Source organism: Marinobacter sp. F4218 (assembly GCF_019443085.1).
GTDB classification, from domain to species: domain Bacteria; phylum Pseudomonadota; class Gammaproteobacteria; order Pseudomonadales; family Oleiphilaceae; genus Marinobacter; species Marinobacter albus.
This window is the reverse complement of record NZ_JAHZIL010000003.1, coordinates 1,424,542-1,440,431: the sequence shown is the minus strand read 5'-3', so window position 1 is coordinate 1,440,431 and position 15,890 is coordinate 1,424,542. Positions and strand designations below refer to the sequence as shown.

Here is a 15,890-nt window from a genome sequence, read left to right as displayed (position 1 = left end):
TGTTTATTTAACCAGTAGCGAACGATTCCCTATGGATGTCTCCCACATTATCGATCCTCTCAACGATGCCCAGCGCGAGGCCGTCACCGCCCAGAACGATCACCTGCTGGTGCTGGCGGGTGCCGGCAGTGGCAAGACGCGGGTGCTGGTGCATCGGATTGCGTGGTTGATGACGGTCGACCGGGTGCCACCTACGGGTATCCTGGCGGTAACCTTCACCAACAAGGCCGCCAAGGAAATGCGTTACCGGATCGAGCAGATGATGAACATTCCGGCCCGCGGGCTGTGGTTCGGCACCTTTCACGGTATTGCCCACCGCCTGTTGCGCTCGCACTGGCAGGATGCCGGCCTGCCGGAGAATTTTCAGGTGCTGGACAGCGACGACCAGCTTCGGCTGATCAAGCGGGTGATGCGGGAAAATCAGATTGACGAGAGCAAGTGGCCGCCCAAGCAGGCCCAGTGGTTTATCAACAGTCAGAAAGACGAGGGACTTCGCGCCGACCACATCCAGGAAAACCCGGGTGACCATTTCACCTCGATCATGCTGAAGATCTATCGCCAGTACGAGAAGCTCTGTCAGCAGGGTGGGCTGGTGGATTTCGGCGAATTGCTGCTGCGTTCCCACGAACTCTGGCTACACCGGCCCGAGCTGCTGGCTCATTATCAGCAGCGGTTCCAGCACATTCTGGTGGACGAGTTTCAGGACACCAACACGATCCAGTACGCCTGGCTGCAGGTACTGGCCAGCAATCGCGTGCCGTTGACCGTTGTGGGTGATGACGATCAGTCTATTTACGGCTGGCGCGGCGCCAAGATCGAGAACATACAGCAGTACCAGCGGGACTTTCCCAATGCCCGGCTGGTGCGGTTGGAACAGAATTATCGCTCCACCCAGATGATCCTGAAGGCGGCCAACGCTGTTATTGCCAATAACCAGGGGCGTCTGGGCAAGGAACTCTGGACCGACGGGCCGGACGGTGAGCCCATCAGCCTGTACGCCGCGTTCAACGAACAGGACGAGGCGAACTACATCGCCGACAGCATCTCGGCCTGGGTTCAGGACGGCAACCTGCGCAGTGAGTCCGCGATTCTTTACCGATCCAACGCCCAGTCGCGGGTGCTCGAGGAAGCGCTGATGCGCCAGGGTATTCCGTATCGGGTCTACGGAGGATTGCGGTTCTATGACCGGCAGGAGATCCGCAACGCCCTGGCGTACCTGAGGCTGGTCCAGTACCGCCGGGACGACGCCGCGTTTGAGCGGGTGGTGAACGTGCCGCCCCGGGGTATCGGCGCCAAGAGCCTGGCGGAGCTGCGGGAATACGCCACCGAGCAGAGTATCTCGCTCTGGGAGTCGGCCGAGCGTCTGCTGGAAGCCGGTCAGGTAAAGGGCCGGGCCAAGACCGGCCTGCAGTCGTTCATTGCCATCATCGAGGGGCTATCGGAGATGGTGGGCGACGCCTCGCTCCATGGCCTGATGAAACAGACCATCGAAGCCAGTGGTCTGAAGGATTACCACGCCAGTGAGAAAGGCGAGAAAGGCCAGGCCCGGGTCGAGAACCTCGAGGAACTGGTGAACGCGCTGTCCGATTTCGAGGTGGAAGAGGGTGTCGACCCGTTGGCCGAATTCATCGCCCAGGCCGCGCTGGATGCCGGCGAGTCCCAGGCCGAGGCCCACGAGGACAGCGTGCAGCTGATGACCCTGCACTCCGCCAAGGGGCTGGAATTCCCCCTGGTCTTCCTGGCCGGCGTGGAAGAGGGCTTGTTTCCACACGGCATGTCGCTGGAGGAGCCGGGCCGGATGGAAGAAGAGCGCCGGTTGGCCTACGTGGGCATCACCCGGGCAATGAAGAAGCTTGTGCTTACTTACGCCGAATCCCGCCGTTTGTATGGCCAGGAGAAGTTTAACGCCCTGTCGCGGTTTGTCCGGGAAATTCCCGGTGACTGCCTGCAGGAAGTGCGGTTACGCAATACGGTGACGCGTCCGGCGATGGTCGCCCGGCCTAACGAGAGCATGTTCAGCCAGGACTCGGCTCAGCAATCCGGGTTCAGTCTCGGGCAGCGGGTGCGGCATCCCAAGTTTGGCGAGGGCATCGTGATGAACTCTGAGGGGACCGGCCACCATACCCGGGTGCAGGTGAACTTCGACGACGGTGCCAAGTGGCTGGTACTCGCGTATGCGCCGTTGGACGCTTGCTAGTCTCCGCTGCCTCAAACCCTGTGCCGGCCCGATTACATCAGAACTGCGTAGATCACACCGGCCAGAACAATCCGATAGACCACATAGGGCCACATGCCCACGGTGTTCAGCCATTTCAGGAAGAAATGGATGGCGGTGATGGCCATGATAAACGAGGTGATGCCGCCCAGCAGGAAACCGCTCCAATCGACGATGACATCGGATGTCGCCACCTCCAGCAATTTTACCGCAGAGGCCAGCACGATGATGGGAATGGCCAGCAGGAAGGAAAACCGGGAGGCGGTTTCGCGGGTCATGCCCAGGAACAGGCCGGCGGTGATGGTGACGCCGGAGCGGGACGTGCCCGGTACCAGCGCCATGGCCTGGGCAATGCCGACCAGCGCCGCATCCTTCCAGTTCAGTTGGTCCAGGGTACGCTGGCGTTTCGGGAGCCAGTCGGCGATGCCGAGCAAGATGCCGAATGCCAGGGTGGTCGCGAAGATCACTTCCACCGCCCGCAGCTCGTTGTCGATCAGATCCAGCAAGGCCAGCCCTGCCAGTCCCGCCGGAATCGTGCCGATCACCAGATACAGGGCCAACGCGCCCTGGCCGACAATCCTGCGCCGGGCCATGGAAAATAGGCCGTCCCGGGCAATGCTGAAGACATCGTGCCGGAAGTAGAGCACCACGGCCAGCAGGGTGCCCAGATGCACAGACAGATCAAACCCCACACCCTGATCGGTCCAGCCAAAGAAGGCCGGGGTCAGAATCAGGTGGGCGGAGCTGGAAATGGGCAGGAACTCGGTCAGCCCCTGAAGAAGGCCAAGGAAAAGGGCCTGGAAAAAGTCCATTGCGTAGATTCCGTTAAATTCAATGGGTCAGAAACGTGGGCGCGATAGTAGCAGGGTGGCGATAGGCTGAACAGATGACGCGGTTAGTGCCGGTCGTGGGCAGGAGTCGGCGTCAGAAACGAATGACCAACCCGGCGCCAGCTTCCACCTGCAAGTAGCCGCTACTGTCGAACCTGAGCTCGCATCCGCCGGAGCAGAACGCTGAGCCCCCCGAGTTTAGTGCGGTGTAAATACCGCGAAGATCCAGCCTCAGGCGAAGCTGTTCGGTCAGGAAAAACTGGTACCCACCACCGAGGGACAGCGCTGCCCGGTGGTGGGTTTCGTACCCGGAATCTTCCGGTTCGAGGCGGGTAACGCCCAGCACGCCGGAGACAAATCCGCCGTGGCTTTTGCCAGCCGGGAAATAAAGCCCACCGAACTGGAGCTGGTAAATTGTCAGGTCGATTGACGCGACGCCTGAGGCGAACAGGCCGTTGTCCAGCCTGGCCGAGGTGCTCTGCCGGCTGAAATACAGTTCACCCTGTTTGCCGGGTTCCGCCAGATCAAAATTGAGCGCCAGACCCTGGCTTACGGAATCCCGGAAGTCGATCTGATCCTCGGTGCTGGCACCGGCGGTCTGGATATTCACCGAACTGCTCATGCGAAACCCTGCGAACGGCGACAGGCCAATGTCAGCAACCACGGGTGGCGCAGTCAGGGTCAGGGCGAACAGGGCAGTTGTGAGAATGTGGCGATTCATACATGCATCCCCATCCCGGGCTTGGGTCGCTGGTGGTTGGAGGGATTCCGTGCAACGATATTACCATTGCAGATTCCGCGAGCCTTGCCAACGGTTTACCAGACACCAAAGTAGCATGGTCGAAGCAGGTCTCCCGAGGCTAGGCTTGCCCCATCGCTCGTTTAAAAGATAACAACAATGATCGACCTGCTAAGACGTTACCCCTTGCCTGTCATTGTGCTGGCTCAGCTCTTCGGCACGTCGCTCTGGTTCAGTATCAATGGCGTCTGGCTGTCGCTATCGGCGGAGTTGGGGCTGACGGAAACCGACTTGGGCCGGCTGACACTGGCGGTTCAGGCGGGTTTCATCGCCGGTACCCTGACCATCGCAGTGACTGGCCTGGCTGACCGGTTCGGCGCCAGCCGGATATTTGCGTTGTCGAGCTTGCTGGGCGCGCTGGTCAACGGCGGGTTTATTTTCGCCGCAGGTATGCCGCCGCTTGATTTCCTCCTTCGATTCGCTACCGGCCTGTGTCTGGCTGGCATCTACCCCCTGGGCATGAAAATGGTGATTGCCTGGACCCCGAAATACGCCGGTGCGGCGCTGGCCTGGCTGGTAGGCATGCTCACCCTGGGCACGGCCCTGCCGCATCTGATGCGGGGTGCCACCTTCGGAATGCCCTGGGAGTGGCCGCTTTTGGCGGCATCTTTGCTGGCTCTAGTGGGGGGCACCATGGTGTTTATGCTGGGTGACGGGCCGCACCTGCCCAAAAGCAGTGGCGCATTGCCTCTGAGCCAGGGCCTGGCGGCGCTGCGCATACCCAGATTCCGGGCGGTCGCCGGTGGCTATTTTGGCCATATGTGGGAACTCTACGCATTCTGGACACTCACGCCCTTGTTGATTGGTCGCGAACTGGCCCGAATGGGGGTGGGCGCTAGTCTGATTCCCTGGTTTGCGTTTGCTGTGATCGGAATTGGCGCGGCCGGTTGTATTGGTGGTGGTAGACTCAGCCGCACCAAAGGCAGTGAATGGGTAGCCTGGCGTGCTCTCATGCTGTCCGGGGGTGTCTGCTTGCTGTACCCGTGGCTGAGCGGGCTGTCGCCGGCAGTTCTGATGACACTTCTGTTTATATGGGGGGTTGCGGTGATTGCCGATTCGCCGCAGTTTTCTGCACTGGCCGCTGCCACGGCACCGCGGGAATCCGTGGGGTCGTCTCTTGCGGTTATGAACGCGGTCGGATTTGGCTTGACCTTGCCGGCCATCTGGCTGACCAGTGGCCTGTGGGCCCAGCTTGGCGTCTGGGTCGTGCTGTTGCTGGTGCCCGGGCCGGTGTTTGGTTTGTGGTCCCTGGCCCGGGCGCGTCCGTCTTCGACCGGTTCGTAAGCAGCCGGTCTGTGGATTCCGGCGCTGCACCGCCTGAGTTCACCGGGTTTGTTCGGGAACCTCCCGGATACGCCCGTGTTCATCAATGGCCACGTACACGAACAGGCCTTCGGTCACCTTGCGCGGGTTTTTCGCGGTCCGGTCCAGCGTCCATACCTCGACACTGATCTTCATGGAACTGCGGCCAATGTCCACCAGCTCGCAGTAACAGCCGACCTGGGAGCCGACGCGCAGGGGTGACAGAAATTCCATCCGATCCATGGCGACCGTGGCATTGCGTCCCAGTGAAATCCGTCCGGCCATGGTGGCGGCCGCTATGTCCATCTGCTTGACCAGCCAGCCGGCGAAAACATCGCCATTGGGGTTGGTGTCGGAGGGAAGGGGAACGACCTGGAGCGTCAGCTCGCCCCGGGGGGTCGGTTTATCATCGTCTAGTGCCGTCATGGAGCCTGCCTTGTTCGAAAGTCTGGAATTGTTTTATCCCGCATGTTAACGGGCTTTGGCGTTGCTGCAAGCAGATTTACCCTATGACGGCTATATTTCAGAAGCTGTAACAAAGTTGTCACAGAGTCCGATTACTCTGCACTCATCGGTAAAACAGATCCACATAAAGTCCAACCGATTAATGGAGACTCAACGTGATTAAACTGAACAAAGCACTCGCAACTGTTGCACTGGCCGGCTCCGTCGCCGCCATGTCTGTACCGGCCATGGCCCGCGATACCATCAGCATCGTGGGCTCCTCCACCGTTTACCCGTTTGCAACCGTGGTGGCCGAACGCTTCGGCACCAAAACCGATTACAACACCCCGAAGCTCGAATCCACGGGTTCCGGCGGTGGTATGAAGCTGTTCTGTCAGGGAATCGGCACCCAGCACCCGGACATCACCAATGCTTCCCGTCGGATGAAGGCCTCTGAATACGAGCTGTGTCAGAAGAATGGCGTAACCGACATCACAGAATTCCGTATCGGTTCTGACGGCATTGTGATTGCCAGTTCCAAGGACGCTGAGAACCTGGACATCACTCTCAAGCAGCTGTTCCTGGCGCTGGGTTCCAAGGTGCCCGTCGATGGCGAATGGGTAGCCAACCCGAACAAGAACTGGAGCGATGTTGATTCCAGCCTGCCGAACAAGCCGATCCTCGTAATGGGGCCACCGCCGACCTCCGGCACCCGTGATTCCTTCAACGAGCTGGCCCTGGCCGCCGGTTGTGACGAGCTGCCGGAAGCGGCAAGCCTGGGCGAAGACGAGCACGGTGCAATCTGCGAAAGCGTGCGTGAAGACGGCGCCTTCATCGAAGCGGGCGAGAACGACAACCTTATCGTTCAGAAGCTGATCGGTGACAAGGATATGTACGGTGTGTTCGGTTACAGCTTCCTGGAAGAAAACTCGGATCGCCTGCAGGCCGCAACCCTGAATGGCATGGTTCCGACCGCCGAAGGCATCGCCGCGGATCAGTACCCGGTGGCACGTTCCCTGTTCTTCTATGTGAAGAAGGCACACGTTGGCGTGATTCCCGGGATCCAGGAGTACGTGGACGAGTTCACCAGCAACGCAGCCATGGGCCAGAACGGCTACCTGAAGAACGTTGGTCTGATCGTGCCGCCGCGCGAGCAGCTGATGAACCTGATGGACAAGGCTGAGAACATGCCGAACCTGGCTCTGGAAGAGCTGAAGTAACCCGAAGGAATCGGGACAAACAAGGGTGCGGGCCCTCACTGGGCCCGCACCCTTTCGCACGTTCAGGAGTCCCATCCGGTGCCATGGAATGTTTGAATCTGTAAACTGGGCGCCTACTTGAAGTCGTAGACAGGATTATTCATGCAACCGGCTAATTTGTTTTTGCTCACCCTAGTGCTCGCCGTATTGGCTTACGGCTTTGGGTATGCACGGTCCCGGTCCCTGGCCATGCCGCTGGGGGGCATCCGTCACCTCAAGTCCCTGCCATTCTACTACGGCGCCCGAGCGGCTCTGTGGAGCGGCATCCCGGCGCTCCTCGTGCTGGGGCTTTGGGCTGCCTTCCAGGGCAAGGTTATCCAGCTCATCGTGGTCGGGGGATTGCCTCCGGAGCTCGTACCCAACACTGAAGGACAGGCCAGCCTGTTGCTCAGTAAAATCAGTAATGTGGCCAGCGGTGCGTTACCGGTGGGATTCGTTGAAGCGCCTATCGCCGAAGCGGCCGAGCGTCTGCAGGCCCTTCGGGCCCAGAGTCGAATGTTGATGTCTGTGCTGGTGGTCGCCGTGGCCGTCCTTGCGGGCTTTCTCGGCTGGTTGCGGATACGGCCCCGGCTGAATGCCCGGTCACAGGTCGAGTCCATTCTGAAATGGCTGTTCTTCGCCTGTGCCGCCCTCGCCATCCTGACCACCGTCGGCATTATCTTCTCGGTCGCTTTCGAGACCGTCCGATTCTTTGGGAAGGTGCCGTTTACCGAATTTATCTTCGGTTCCCAGTGGAGTCCCCAGACAGCACTGCGCGCGGATCAGGTCGCTGCCGAGGGCGCCTTCGGTATGATCCCGCTGTTCACCGGTACCCTGCTGATCTCGGCCATTGCCATGATCGTGGCGGTGCCGGTCGGGCTGCTCTCCGCCATCTATCTGTCGGAGTACGCCAACCGGAAAGTGCGTGGGGTGGTAAAGCCATTGCTGGAAATGCTGGCCGGGATCCCGACCGTGGTTTACGGCTTCTTTGCGGCGCTGACCGTGGCGCCGTTCATCAGCGATGTGGCTGACTCACTGGGCATTAATGCCTCGTCGCAAAGTGCCCTGGCCGCCGGCGGTGTCATGGGCATCATGATCATTCCGTTTGTGTCCTCCCTTTCGGACGACGTGATCAACGCGGTTCCGCAGTCACTTCGCGATGGCTCGCTCGCCCTTGGGGCCACCCAGTCGGAGACCATGAAGAAGGTCATCTTCCCGGCTGCGTTGCCGGGCATCATGGGCGGCGTTCTGCTGGCGGTCTCCCGCGCGATCGGCGAAACCATGATTGTGGTCATGGCGGCCGGCCTGGCGGCGAATCTGACCGCCAACCCGCTGGAGACGGTCACCACCGTTACCGTGCAGATCGTGACCCTGTTGACCGGGGATCAGGAGTTTGACAGCGCCAAGACCCTGGCAGCCTTTGCCCTGGGCGCCATGCTCTTCCTGTCCACCCTGTTGCTCAACGTAATTGCCCTGAAAATTGTGCGTAAATATCGGGAACAGTATGACTGATCAACCTTCACAGGCGGAGCTTGTCCGCCAGTCGCTCAAACGCCGGTATCGCAAGGAGCGCCGCTTCCGGGCCTACGGGATCCTGGCCATTGCCATCGCGCTGTCAGCGTTGGTGATCCTGTTTGCCGATATCATCGGTAAGGGCTACACCGGGTTCATGAAGACGTCCATCACCATGGAGGTGAATCTGGACGGGGAGATGATGTATCTGGACGATCCCACCGACAAACGCCAGCTCAAGATGGCGGACTTTGTCGAGCCGTTGGTCCAGGCCCTGATTCGGGAAATCCCGGGGGCCACCGAGGAAGATCGTGACGAGATCCGTGGCCTGATCAATCCCTATGCGTCGGTCACTTTGCGTGACGCCCTGAAGGAAAACCCGGACTGGCTGAACACCACCCGGACGATGACCTTCCTGTCCCACACCGATGTGGATGTGTACGTGAAGCATGCCGGCGATGCCGGATACTCGATCAAGCTGGATGAACAGCAGAAAGCCTGGGTGGATGAATTGCTTGAACGGGGCGTGATTGAAACTTCGTTCAACGATGTGTTCTTTAGCGGTGGCGATTCCCGGGATCCCTCGAAAGCGGGGATCCTCGGTGCCATTGTTGGCTCGCTGTTGACGATGTTCGTCACCCTGATCCTGTCGTTCCCGATTGGCGTGGCGGCTGCGATCTATCTGGAGGAGTTTGCGCCCCAGAACAAGTTCACCGATTTCATTGAAGTGAACATCAACAACCTGGCAGCGGTGCCGTCGATTATCTTCGGTCTGCTGGGCCTGGCGGTTTTCATCAACCTGTTCGGCATGCCGCGCTCGGTGCCGGTCGTCGGTGGTCTGGTACTGACCCTGATGACCCTGCCGACCATCATCATTTCCAGCCGGGCCGCCATCAAGAGTGTGCCGCCGTCGATCCGGGAAGCGGCCGAGGGTATTGGCGCGTCCAAGATGCAGGTGGTGCTGCACCATGTGCTGCCCCTGGCCATGCCGGGCATGCTGACCGGTTCGATCATCGGTATGGCCCAGGCCCTGGGTGAGACTGCGCCGCTGCTGCTGATCGGTATGGTGGCGTTCATCGTCGATGTGCCGGATGGCTTCTTTGATTCGGCGACCGTGCTGCCGGTACAGGTCTTCCTGTGGGCGGGCAGCCCCGAGCTGGCCTTTATCGAACGTGCGTCAGCCGCCATTATGGTGCTGCTGGCCTTCCTGATCAGTATGAATGCATTGGCCATCTGGATGCGTAAACGCCTCGAGCGCCGGTGGTAAGGAGAATCAAGATGAATACCATGAATTCAAGCATTACCAGTGAAGCGTCCCCGCAGGATGAGGCGACCGTGCCGGTTCCGGAGAGTAAACCGACCGATACCGTTATCGAGGAAGGCAAGACTGTCGGCAAACCGTATTCCGACGACGCCAAGTTCAAGCTCCGTGACGTCGAGGTGTTCTACGGCGAGAGCCGGGCGATCAAGAAGATCAGTCTGGACATTGCCCGAAACGAGGTGATTGCCTTCATCGGTCCCTCCGGCTGCGGCAAGTCCACGTTTCTGCGCTGCCTGAACCGGATGAACGACAGCATCGACATCTGCCGGGTGAAGGGCTCCCTGCAGCTGGACGACCAGGACATCTACGACTCCAAGCGGGACGTGGTGGAGCTGCGTGCCCGGGTGGGTATGGTGTTCCAGAAGCCCAACCCGTTCCCGAAGTCGATCTACGACAACGTGGCCTACGGTCCGCGCATCCACGGCCTCGCCAACCGCAAGTCCGATCTGGATGAGATCGTCGAGAACAGCCTTCGCAAGGCCGGCTTGTGGGAAGAGGTGAAAGATCGCCTGGACGCCACAGCCACCGGCATGTCCGGTGGCCAGCAGCAGCGCCTGTGCATCGCCCGCGCCATTGCCGTGAGCCCGGAAGTGGTGCTGATGGATGAGCCCTGTTCAGCGCTGGACCCGATCGCCACCGCCAAGGTGGAAGAGCTGATTGCCGAGCTGTCCGAGAGCTATACCATCGTGATCGTGACCCACTCGATGCAGCAGGCGGCTCGGGTATCCCACCGCACGGCTTACTTCCACCTCGGGCACCTGGTGGAAGTCAACGAAACCAACAAAGTATTCACCTCGCCGGAACACGAATTGACCGAATCCTACATTACCGGTCGTTTCGGCTGATTCCGTTGCCGGGGAACATTGGAGAAGCAGAGTATGCCTACAAAGAAGGACGATGTTTACGGGGATCATATTTCCCACAAGTTCAATGATGAACTGATGGATCTCAAGACCGAGTTCCTGAAAATGGGCGGGATGGTTGAGGCCCAGGTAGAAAACGCGATCCAGGCGCTCATGGACGGTGATGGTCACCTGGCGGAGGAAACCCGGGCCAAGGACAAGCGCGTCGACCAGATGGAAATGGATATCGACGAGGAAGCGACACTGATCATCGCCCGTCGTCAGCCGACTGCGCGGGATCTGCGTCTGGTGATTTCCGTGATAAAAATGGTTGCCGACCTGGAGCGGGTGGGCGATGAGGCCAAGAAAATTGCCAAGCTGGCCATCAAGCTGGCGGAAGAGGGCCAGGCGCCGAGAGGCTACGTGGAGGTGCGACACATCGGTACCCACGTGTTGAGCATGCTGCACGATGCCCTCGACGCCTTTGCCCGGCTGGATTCCGAGCAGGCGCTGCGCATCATGAAGGAAGACAAACGGGTGGATGAGGAGTATCAGGCAGCCGCCCGAACCCTGCTCACCTTCATGATGGAAGATACCCGGAACATTTCACGGTGCATGTCCGTGATGTGGGTTCTGCGCGCCCTGGAGCGGGTCGGTGATCACGCCTGCAACATTGCCGAGAACGTGATCTTCATGGTGAAGGGTGAGGATGTGCGCCACACACCCGTTGAAGAAGCCGAACGCGTGGTGGGGCGCTAGACCCCACTCCGACAGGCCTGAATGCTCAGGCCTGTTTCATCCGGTCGGTGTACGGCGGCCAGCCGAAAGGCTTGCCGGCCAGCAGGTGCAGATGGATGTGAAACACCGTCTGCCCCGCATTTTCTCCGCAGTTCATCACGGTGCGATAGCCATCCTCGGCAAAGCCCATTTCCTTCGCCAGCTTGCTTGCCACCCAATACAGATGCCCGACCAGCTCCCGGTCGCCTTCCTCAATCTCGTTGATGCTGGCAATCTCTTTTTTCGGAATGACCAGCAGGTGCACCGGTGCCTGGGGATTGATGTCGCGAAACGCCAGGCTGACCTCGTCTTCGTAGACGATGTCCGCGGGGATTTCCCGGTTAATGATCTTGGTGAATATGGTTTCTGACATGGTGGCTCCTGGTTCGTGGTCGAAAAGTGTTGTTGTGTCCGGGCCCTGTTACAACTGCCTGAGTCCGGGAATCCGGTCGGTTAGCCGTGAGAGAACCGCGGGCAACTGGTCATCAATGCCCATGGCGTAGCGGGCCACCTGGTTTCGGGCGAAGGGCAAAGCCCGGGCGGCGCCCAGTCCGAGATTACGCAACAGGTGCAGCGGCGGCGTGCGGTTACTGAACAGATGATAGAACAGGTCCATGGTCATCATCATGCGCCGGTTGGCTGGGCGACGCTGATGTTCGTACTGGCTCAGCCACTGGGGATCGGCCAGATCGACGTTGGCGCGTCTGGCTTCCTTGAGCATGGCTTGCAGGCATTGGGCATCCTGAAACCCCAGATTGACACCCTGTCCGGCGAGCGGGTTGATGGTGTGGGCCGAGTCGCCGGCCAGAACCACGCGACCTGAAAAATAGTGCTTGGCATGCTGGCGGGCGATGGGGAAGCTGGCTCGTGCCTCGATGTGCGTGAGCTGGGGTAACTCGGACGGAAAGGCTTGCTGGATTTCCTGCATCAGCGCTTCGTCGGACAGACCCTTGAGTCGGGCCAGTTCGTCGGGGGCGTCATACCACACCAGCGACGCCCAGCTTTCGCCCGGATGGGCGGCCCCGGCGCCGTGCAGAGGCAGGAATGCCCGCGGACCGGTGGGATAGAATCCCTGCCAGGTAATGTCTTCCACCGGTCCCTGGTACCGCACCGAAATAACCATGGCTTGCTGATCGTACTGGTTGCGGTTGACGCCGATTCCGGCCATGTCGCGGACTCTGGATTGCGCCCCATCGGCACCGATTACCAGTTGCGCGTTCAGGGTGCGGCCATCGTCCAGGGTGACGGTGATCGAGTCGGGCTGCGGTTCCAGCGTGGCGACGCCGTATCCGGCGAGCACGCGAACGCTAGGCTCGGCGTCGGCGGTCTGCCAGAGCGCCTGTTGCGTCACCGAGTTTTCAGCAATGTGGCCCAGATGGGACGTTTTCAGGCTCGCGGCATCGAACTCCACTTCGGTCAGTGTCCGGGGGAGCAGGTGCGATAGCGGGTGGCGGGTTTCGTCCCAGACCGAGAGACGCTGATACGGAGTGGCGCGCATCGCCAGAATCGGGTGCCAGGCCCCCAGGCCTTGCAGGTACCGCTCGCTACCGGCGCTGAGGGCGGACACGCGGATGTCCGGAGCCGAGTCCGGATCGAAGGCTGGTGCGGGCGAACGGTCAACCACGGCCACCTTGAAGCCATCCTGGCCCAGGCCCGTGGCGAGGGCGGCACCAACCATGCCGGCGCCGATCACAACAATATCAAATGCTTGTGTCATATCGGGTTCCTGTCTGATGCCCACAGTTTACGCGATGGCGCAGATCAGACAAGCGACCCGGGTCAAGTGAAGCCGTACCAATTCAGTAACCGGCCGCGCCGGAAACCCTCGCTTTGGCGTCGTCTGGCTGACGTCGCCCTTTCGCCAGCCAGGCGGGTTTTTGCGCGCCCGGCTTGGTGAACCCCTGATTCAGCACCATGGGCTGCACCAGGGTCAGGAAATCGGCCGTCTTCATGTGCACCGATTCGGTGTGGCTGCCGGCTGCGAAGGCCAGTTCTGGCTGTTCGGTCAGCACCTCGCTGCAGTAGACGGACATACCGAACAGGTTGCCAAACGGGGGCATGGCGCCCACCTCACAGTCCGGGAAACGGTCCTGAAATTCCTGTTCATCGGCGAGGTCAATAAAGTCGGTGTCAAGAATCCGGGAAAGCCTGTCCCAGCGGATACGCCAGGTCGCCGGCATGACCAGCATCGCCATTTTGCCGTCCAGTTCGATGATTACGGTTTTGACGACCCGGTCGCCGGCAATCTTTACGTGGTGGGCCAGTTCCTGGGCGGTGAAGGCAGGCGGGTGTGAGAGGCACATGTATTCCACAGCGGCCTCGTCGAGAAACTCTTTCAACTGCTGTACCGGCATAGTGACAACCTCCTACCAGTAATGACAGCGTTCCGGAGCCGCTCGTTGTTGGTGTGCTTGGCTCCGACGGCCGGCGAGGTCCGTTGGCCCCGCCTTTAACCGTCAGCTTAGTCGACGTTACGCAGTTTGCGAGTAACCGGTTGTATCAATGCGAAACCGTTCGCGCCGATCACTCGGTTTGATACAGATGCACATCACGCTGCGGGAACGGAATCGTGATGCCCTCGGCGTCAAAGGCTTTCTTCACCTTCTCCTGCATCTCCCAGTAGTAGGGCCACAGGTCGTCGGTGGGCACCCATACCCGGAACATCAGGTTGACGGAACTGTCCCCCAGACCGGCGACGCAGATGCGTGGCGCGGGATCCACCAGGCTGCGTTCGTCCTCTTCCATCAACCGTTTCAGGATTGCCTTGGCCTTATCGATGTCGTCGCCGTAACCGATACCGAAGGTCATGTCGCAACGGCGCTTGTCGTAGATGCTGACGTTGACCAGCGTGGCATTGGACAGGCTGCCGTTGGGGATCACGATTCGACGGTTGTCGAACGTGTTGACGATGGTATAGAGGATGCTGATTTCATCCACTGCACCGAGGAAGCCCTGCGCTTCGATGGTGTCGCCAACCTTGAACGGTTTGAAGATCAGGATCAGTACGCCACCCGCGAAGTTGGACAGGCTGCCCTGCAGGGCAAAACCGATGGCCAGGCCTGCGGCACCAATGATCGCTATGAAGGATGTGGTGGCAATGCCCACCATGGAAGCGACGGAAATGAGCAGCAGGATCTTGAGTACAACGCCAATCAGGCCGCACAGGAACTTGTTCAGGGTGGGGTCTTTCTTGCCAAGCTTGGCGTCGAGAACCCCGACAAGGCGATTGATCAGCCAAAGGCCAACGATCAATGTGATGATGGCCAACAAGACTTTCGGGGCGTAGGCCATGGTCAGCGAAATAGCCTGGTCCAGAAGTTCTGAAGCGTTCCCTTCAGCTCCAAAAAGATCTTCCATTAGAGGGACTCCTTGCTCGTTAGTTGTTTGATCAGTGTGGTGTTTCTAACCCGAGGGTGAACATCGGTTTGTACGCGATGGTTATAGCAGACAAAAGAGTCGCGCGAATGATTCAGGCGCACCTCATCAGAGGTGATCTACGCAGTCGTGGTCTGTTTGGTCCAGTCCCGGATCACATCGGGGCCCCCTCGGACAAGGATCCTGCCCTCTTTCTGACCGAGCTGATAGTCGTACATCGGATCGTAATAGTCCTCCAGCAACGCCTGGATCCAGGCATCGTGGCCACTGAGGTCCTCTTGGCGTTCCTGACGTTCCAGCGCCGCTTCCATCAGACTTCTCAACTGCTTGTGGCGTTCCCCGCCCAGACGTTTACGGATGCGGTCGAGGGCGCTCAACAGATAATCCCGGAAATTGAGCCAGCCGGCTTCCTCACCATCCCGCCGCGTATAGTCGGCACACATGCCTTCAACATAGTCTTCCCGGATAATTGCAATGCGTTGCGCCAGCGGCTGCTCCAGCACCATCAGTGGGGCCGAGGCCATGCGTTCCCGGAGACTTTCCGGCAGGGCACACCGCCCGACCAGTCGGCTTTCATCCTCCAGATACACCGGCCCGCCCTTGTGGTGATGGGCCTTCAGCATGGCAACCGCCAGCCGGTTCTCGAAATCGATCTGTGATGGCTGGGGGCTGACCTGACGGCCAAAGCTGGAACCCCGGTGGTTGGCTAACCCTTCCAGATCCACCGGATTGGGCAACTGCTGCAGAACCCGGGTTTTACCGGTACCGGTCCGGCCGCTGAGAATCCGGAACTCGCTGTTCTTGATCCGGTCCTCGAGACTGTCGATCAGGAAACGCCGGAGCGCCTTGTACCCCCCCTTGACCAGCGGGTAGTCGATGCCGGACTCCCTGATCCATTGCTGGGTAAGGCGGGAGCGAAGACCGCCACGGAAACAGAACAGGTAGCCGTTGGGGTGTTGTGCGACGAACCGCTTCCAGGCCTCGATCCGCCGGGCCTTGATGTCGCCTGAAACCAGCTGGTGCCCCAGTTCGATGGCCCGATCCTGGCCTTGTTCCTTGTAACAGATACCCACCCGGTGCCGCTCGTCATCATTCATCAGCGGGGCGTTCTCTGCGCTCGGGAAGCTCCCTTTGTCGAATTCCACAGGCGCCCGTACATCCATCAGCGGGACGTCGTTGAGGAACAGTGCCAAGTAGTCGTCGGTGTCGGGTCTGGTTGCCATTTCAGCGAATAA

The 15,890-nt window shown here is 60.0% G+C and carries 15 protein-coding genes; 7 read left to right on the top strand and 8 right to left on the bottom strand.

Annotated features, from left to right (window positions below; all coding sequences use genetic code 11):
- The first annotated feature begins 31 nt into the window (after positions 1-31).
- Positions 32-2,197: a DNA helicase II gene (gene uvrD / locus K0B93_RS10620; protein WP_219867182.1), complete on the top strand. Its 2,166-nt coding sequence runs from the start codon at positions 32-34 to the stop codon at positions 2,195-2,197.
- Positions 2,198-2,229: 32 nt separating this feature from the next.
- Here uvrD and K0B93_RS10615 read toward each other — a convergent pair whose 3' ends face one another.
- Together K0B93_RS10615 and K0B93_RS10610 are read right to left on the bottom strand one after the other, a co-directional pair.
- Complete coding sequence (locus tag K0B93_RS10615; protein ID WP_219867181.1) at positions 2,230-3,027, bottom strand: undecaprenyl-diphosphate phosphatase; 798 nt, start codon at positions 3,025-3,027, stop codon at positions 2,230-2,232.
- Positions 3,028-3,139: 112 nt separating this feature from the next.
- Positions 3,140-3,766, bottom strand: a complete 627-nt coding sequence (locus tag K0B93_RS10610) for a hypothetical protein (RefSeq protein ID WP_219867180.1) — start codon at positions 3,764-3,766, stop codon at positions 3,140-3,142.
- 177 nt (positions 3,767-3,943) lie between these two features.
- On the opposite strand from K0B93_RS10610, the gene K0B93_RS10605 reads away from it, so the two are divergent.
- Positions 3,944-5,128, top strand: a complete 1,185-nt coding sequence (locus K0B93_RS10605) for an MFS transporter (protein ID WP_219867179.1) — start codon at positions 3,944-3,946, stop codon at positions 5,126-5,128.
- Positions 5,129-5,167: 39 nt separating this feature from the next.
- Here the strand turns inward: K0B93_RS10605 and K0B93_RS10600 are convergent, their stop codons facing one another.
- Positions 5,168-5,572 (bottom strand): acyl-CoA thioesterase, encoded by a 405-nt coding sequence (locus tag K0B93_RS10600; RefSeq protein WP_219867178.1) that lies wholly within the window; start codon positions 5,570-5,572, stop codon positions 5,168-5,170.
- 194 nt (positions 5,573-5,766) lie between these two features.
- On the opposite strand from K0B93_RS10600, the gene K0B93_RS10595 reads away from it, so the two are divergent.
- From K0B93_RS10595 to phoU, 5 genes are all read left to right on the top strand, one after another.
- Complete coding sequence (locus tag K0B93_RS10595; RefSeq protein WP_219867177.1) at positions 5,767-6,810, top strand: substrate-binding domain-containing protein; 1,044 nt, start codon at positions 5,767-5,769, stop codon at positions 6,808-6,810.
- A gap of 141 nt (positions 6,811-6,951) precedes the next feature.
- Entirely contained in the window at positions 6,952-8,340 is a 1,389-nt protein-coding gene (pstC, locus tag K0B93_RS10590; RefSeq protein WP_219867176.1) for a phosphate ABC transporter permease subunit PstC, read from the top strand.
- Positions 8,333-9,607 carry a phosphate ABC transporter permease PstA gene (gene pstA, locus K0B93_RS10585; RefSeq protein WP_219867175.1) on the top strand — a complete coding sequence of 425 codons (1,275 nt, stop codon included), beginning with the start codon at positions 8,333-8,335 and terminating at the stop codon, positions 9,605-9,607. Before pstC ends, pstA begins: the two co-directional genes overlap by 8 nt.
- An 11-nt stretch (positions 9,608-9,618) precedes the next feature.
- A complete protein-coding gene (gene pstB, locus K0B93_RS10580; RefSeq protein WP_219867174.1) occupies positions 9,619-10,506 on the top strand; it encodes a phosphate ABC transporter ATP-binding protein PstB in 888 nt (295 codons plus the stop codon).
- 33 nt (positions 10,507-10,539) lie between these two features.
- Entirely contained in the window at positions 10,540-11,262 is a 723-nt protein-coding gene (phoU, locus tag K0B93_RS10575) for a phosphate signaling complex protein PhoU (RefSeq protein ID WP_219867173.1), read from the top strand.
- 25 nt (positions 11,263-11,287) lie between these two features.
- On the opposite strand, the gene K0B93_RS10570 is transcribed toward phoU, so the two are convergent.
- From K0B93_RS10570 to mnmH, 5 genes are all read right to left on the bottom strand, one after another.
- Complete coding sequence (locus tag K0B93_RS10570; RefSeq protein ID WP_219867172.1) at positions 11,288-11,653, bottom strand: histidine triad nucleotide-binding protein; 366 nt, start codon at positions 11,651-11,653, stop codon at positions 11,288-11,290.
- Between the two features lie 48 nt (positions 11,654-11,701).
- Positions 11,702-12,997, bottom strand: a complete 1,296-nt coding sequence (locus tag K0B93_RS10565) for an FAD-dependent monooxygenase (protein WP_219867171.1) — start codon at positions 12,995-12,997, stop codon at positions 11,702-11,704.
- Between the two features lie 82 nt (positions 12,998-13,079).
- The gene (locus K0B93_RS10560; protein ID WP_219867170.1) at positions 13,080-13,634 is read right to left on the bottom strand and encodes an aminoacyl-tRNA deacylase; all 555 of its coding nucleotides are present in this window, start codon (positions 13,632-13,634) and stop codon (positions 13,080-13,082) included.
- A 169-nt stretch (positions 13,635-13,803) separates the two neighbouring features.
- Positions 13,804-14,637 (bottom strand): mechanosensitive ion channel family protein, encoded by an 834-nt coding sequence (locus K0B93_RS10555; RefSeq protein ID WP_219867169.1) that lies wholly within the window; start codon positions 14,635-14,637, stop codon positions 13,804-13,806.
- A 137-nt stretch (positions 14,638-14,774) separates the two neighbouring features.
- Entirely contained in the window at positions 14,775-15,878 is a 1,104-nt protein-coding gene (gene mnmH / locus K0B93_RS10550) for a tRNA 2-selenouridine(34) synthase MnmH (protein ID WP_219867168.1), read from the bottom strand.
- Positions 15,879-15,890 lie beyond the last annotated feature (12 nt).

What these genes read in the sequence shown, in the direction of transcription:
- uvrD (WP_219867182.1), top strand. Translation starts at nt 32, where the DNA reads ATGGATGTCTCCCACATTATCGATCCTCTCAACGATGCCCAGCGCGAG.
- K0B93_RS10615 (WP_219867181.1), bottom strand. Translation starts at nt 3,027, where the DNA reads ATGGACTTTTTCCAGGCCCTTTTCCTTGGCCTTCTTCAGGGGCTGACC.
- K0B93_RS10610 (WP_219867180.1), bottom strand. Translation starts at nt 3,766, where the DNA reads ATGAATCGCCACATTCTCACAACTGCCCTGTTCGCCCTGACCCTGACT.
- K0B93_RS10605 (WP_219867179.1), top strand. Translation starts at nt 3,944, where the DNA reads ATGATCGACCTGCTAAGACGTTACCCCTTGCCTGTCATTGTGCTGGCT.
- K0B93_RS10600 (WP_219867178.1), bottom strand. Translation starts at nt 5,572, where the DNA reads ATGACGGCACTAGACGATGATAAACCGACCCCCCGGGGCGAGCTGACG.
- pstC (WP_219867176.1), top strand. Translation starts at nt 6,952, where the DNA reads ATGCAACCGGCTAATTTGTTTTTGCTCACCCTAGTGCTCGCCGTATTG.
- pstA (WP_219867175.1), top strand. Translation starts at nt 8,333, where the DNA reads ATGACTGATCAACCTTCACAGGCGGAGCTTGTCCGCCAGTCGCTCAAA.
- pstB (WP_219867174.1), top strand. Translation starts at nt 9,619, where the DNA reads ATGAATACCATGAATTCAAGCATTACCAGTGAAGCGTCCCCGCAGGAT.
- phoU (WP_219867173.1), top strand. Translation starts at nt 10,540, where the DNA reads ATGCCTACAAAGAAGGACGATGTTTACGGGGATCATATTTCCCACAAG.
- K0B93_RS10570 (WP_219867172.1), bottom strand. Translation starts at nt 11,653, where the DNA reads ATGTCAGAAACCATATTCACCAAGATCATTAACCGGGAAATCCCCGCG.
- K0B93_RS10565 (WP_219867171.1), bottom strand. Translation starts at nt 12,997, where the DNA reads ATGACACAAGCATTTGATATTGTTGTGATCGGCGCCGGCATGGTTGGT.
- K0B93_RS10560 (WP_219867170.1), bottom strand. Translation starts at nt 13,634, where the DNA reads ATGCCGGTACAGCAGTTGAAAGAGTTTCTCGACGAGGCCGCTGTGGAA.
- K0B93_RS10555 (WP_219867169.1), bottom strand. Translation starts at nt 14,637, where the DNA reads ATGGAAGATCTTTTTGGAGCTGAAGGGAACGCTTCAGAACTTCTGGAC.
- mnmH (WP_219867168.1), bottom strand. Translation starts at nt 15,878, where the DNA reads ATGGCAACCAGACCCGACACCGACGACTACTTGGCACTGTTCCTCAAC.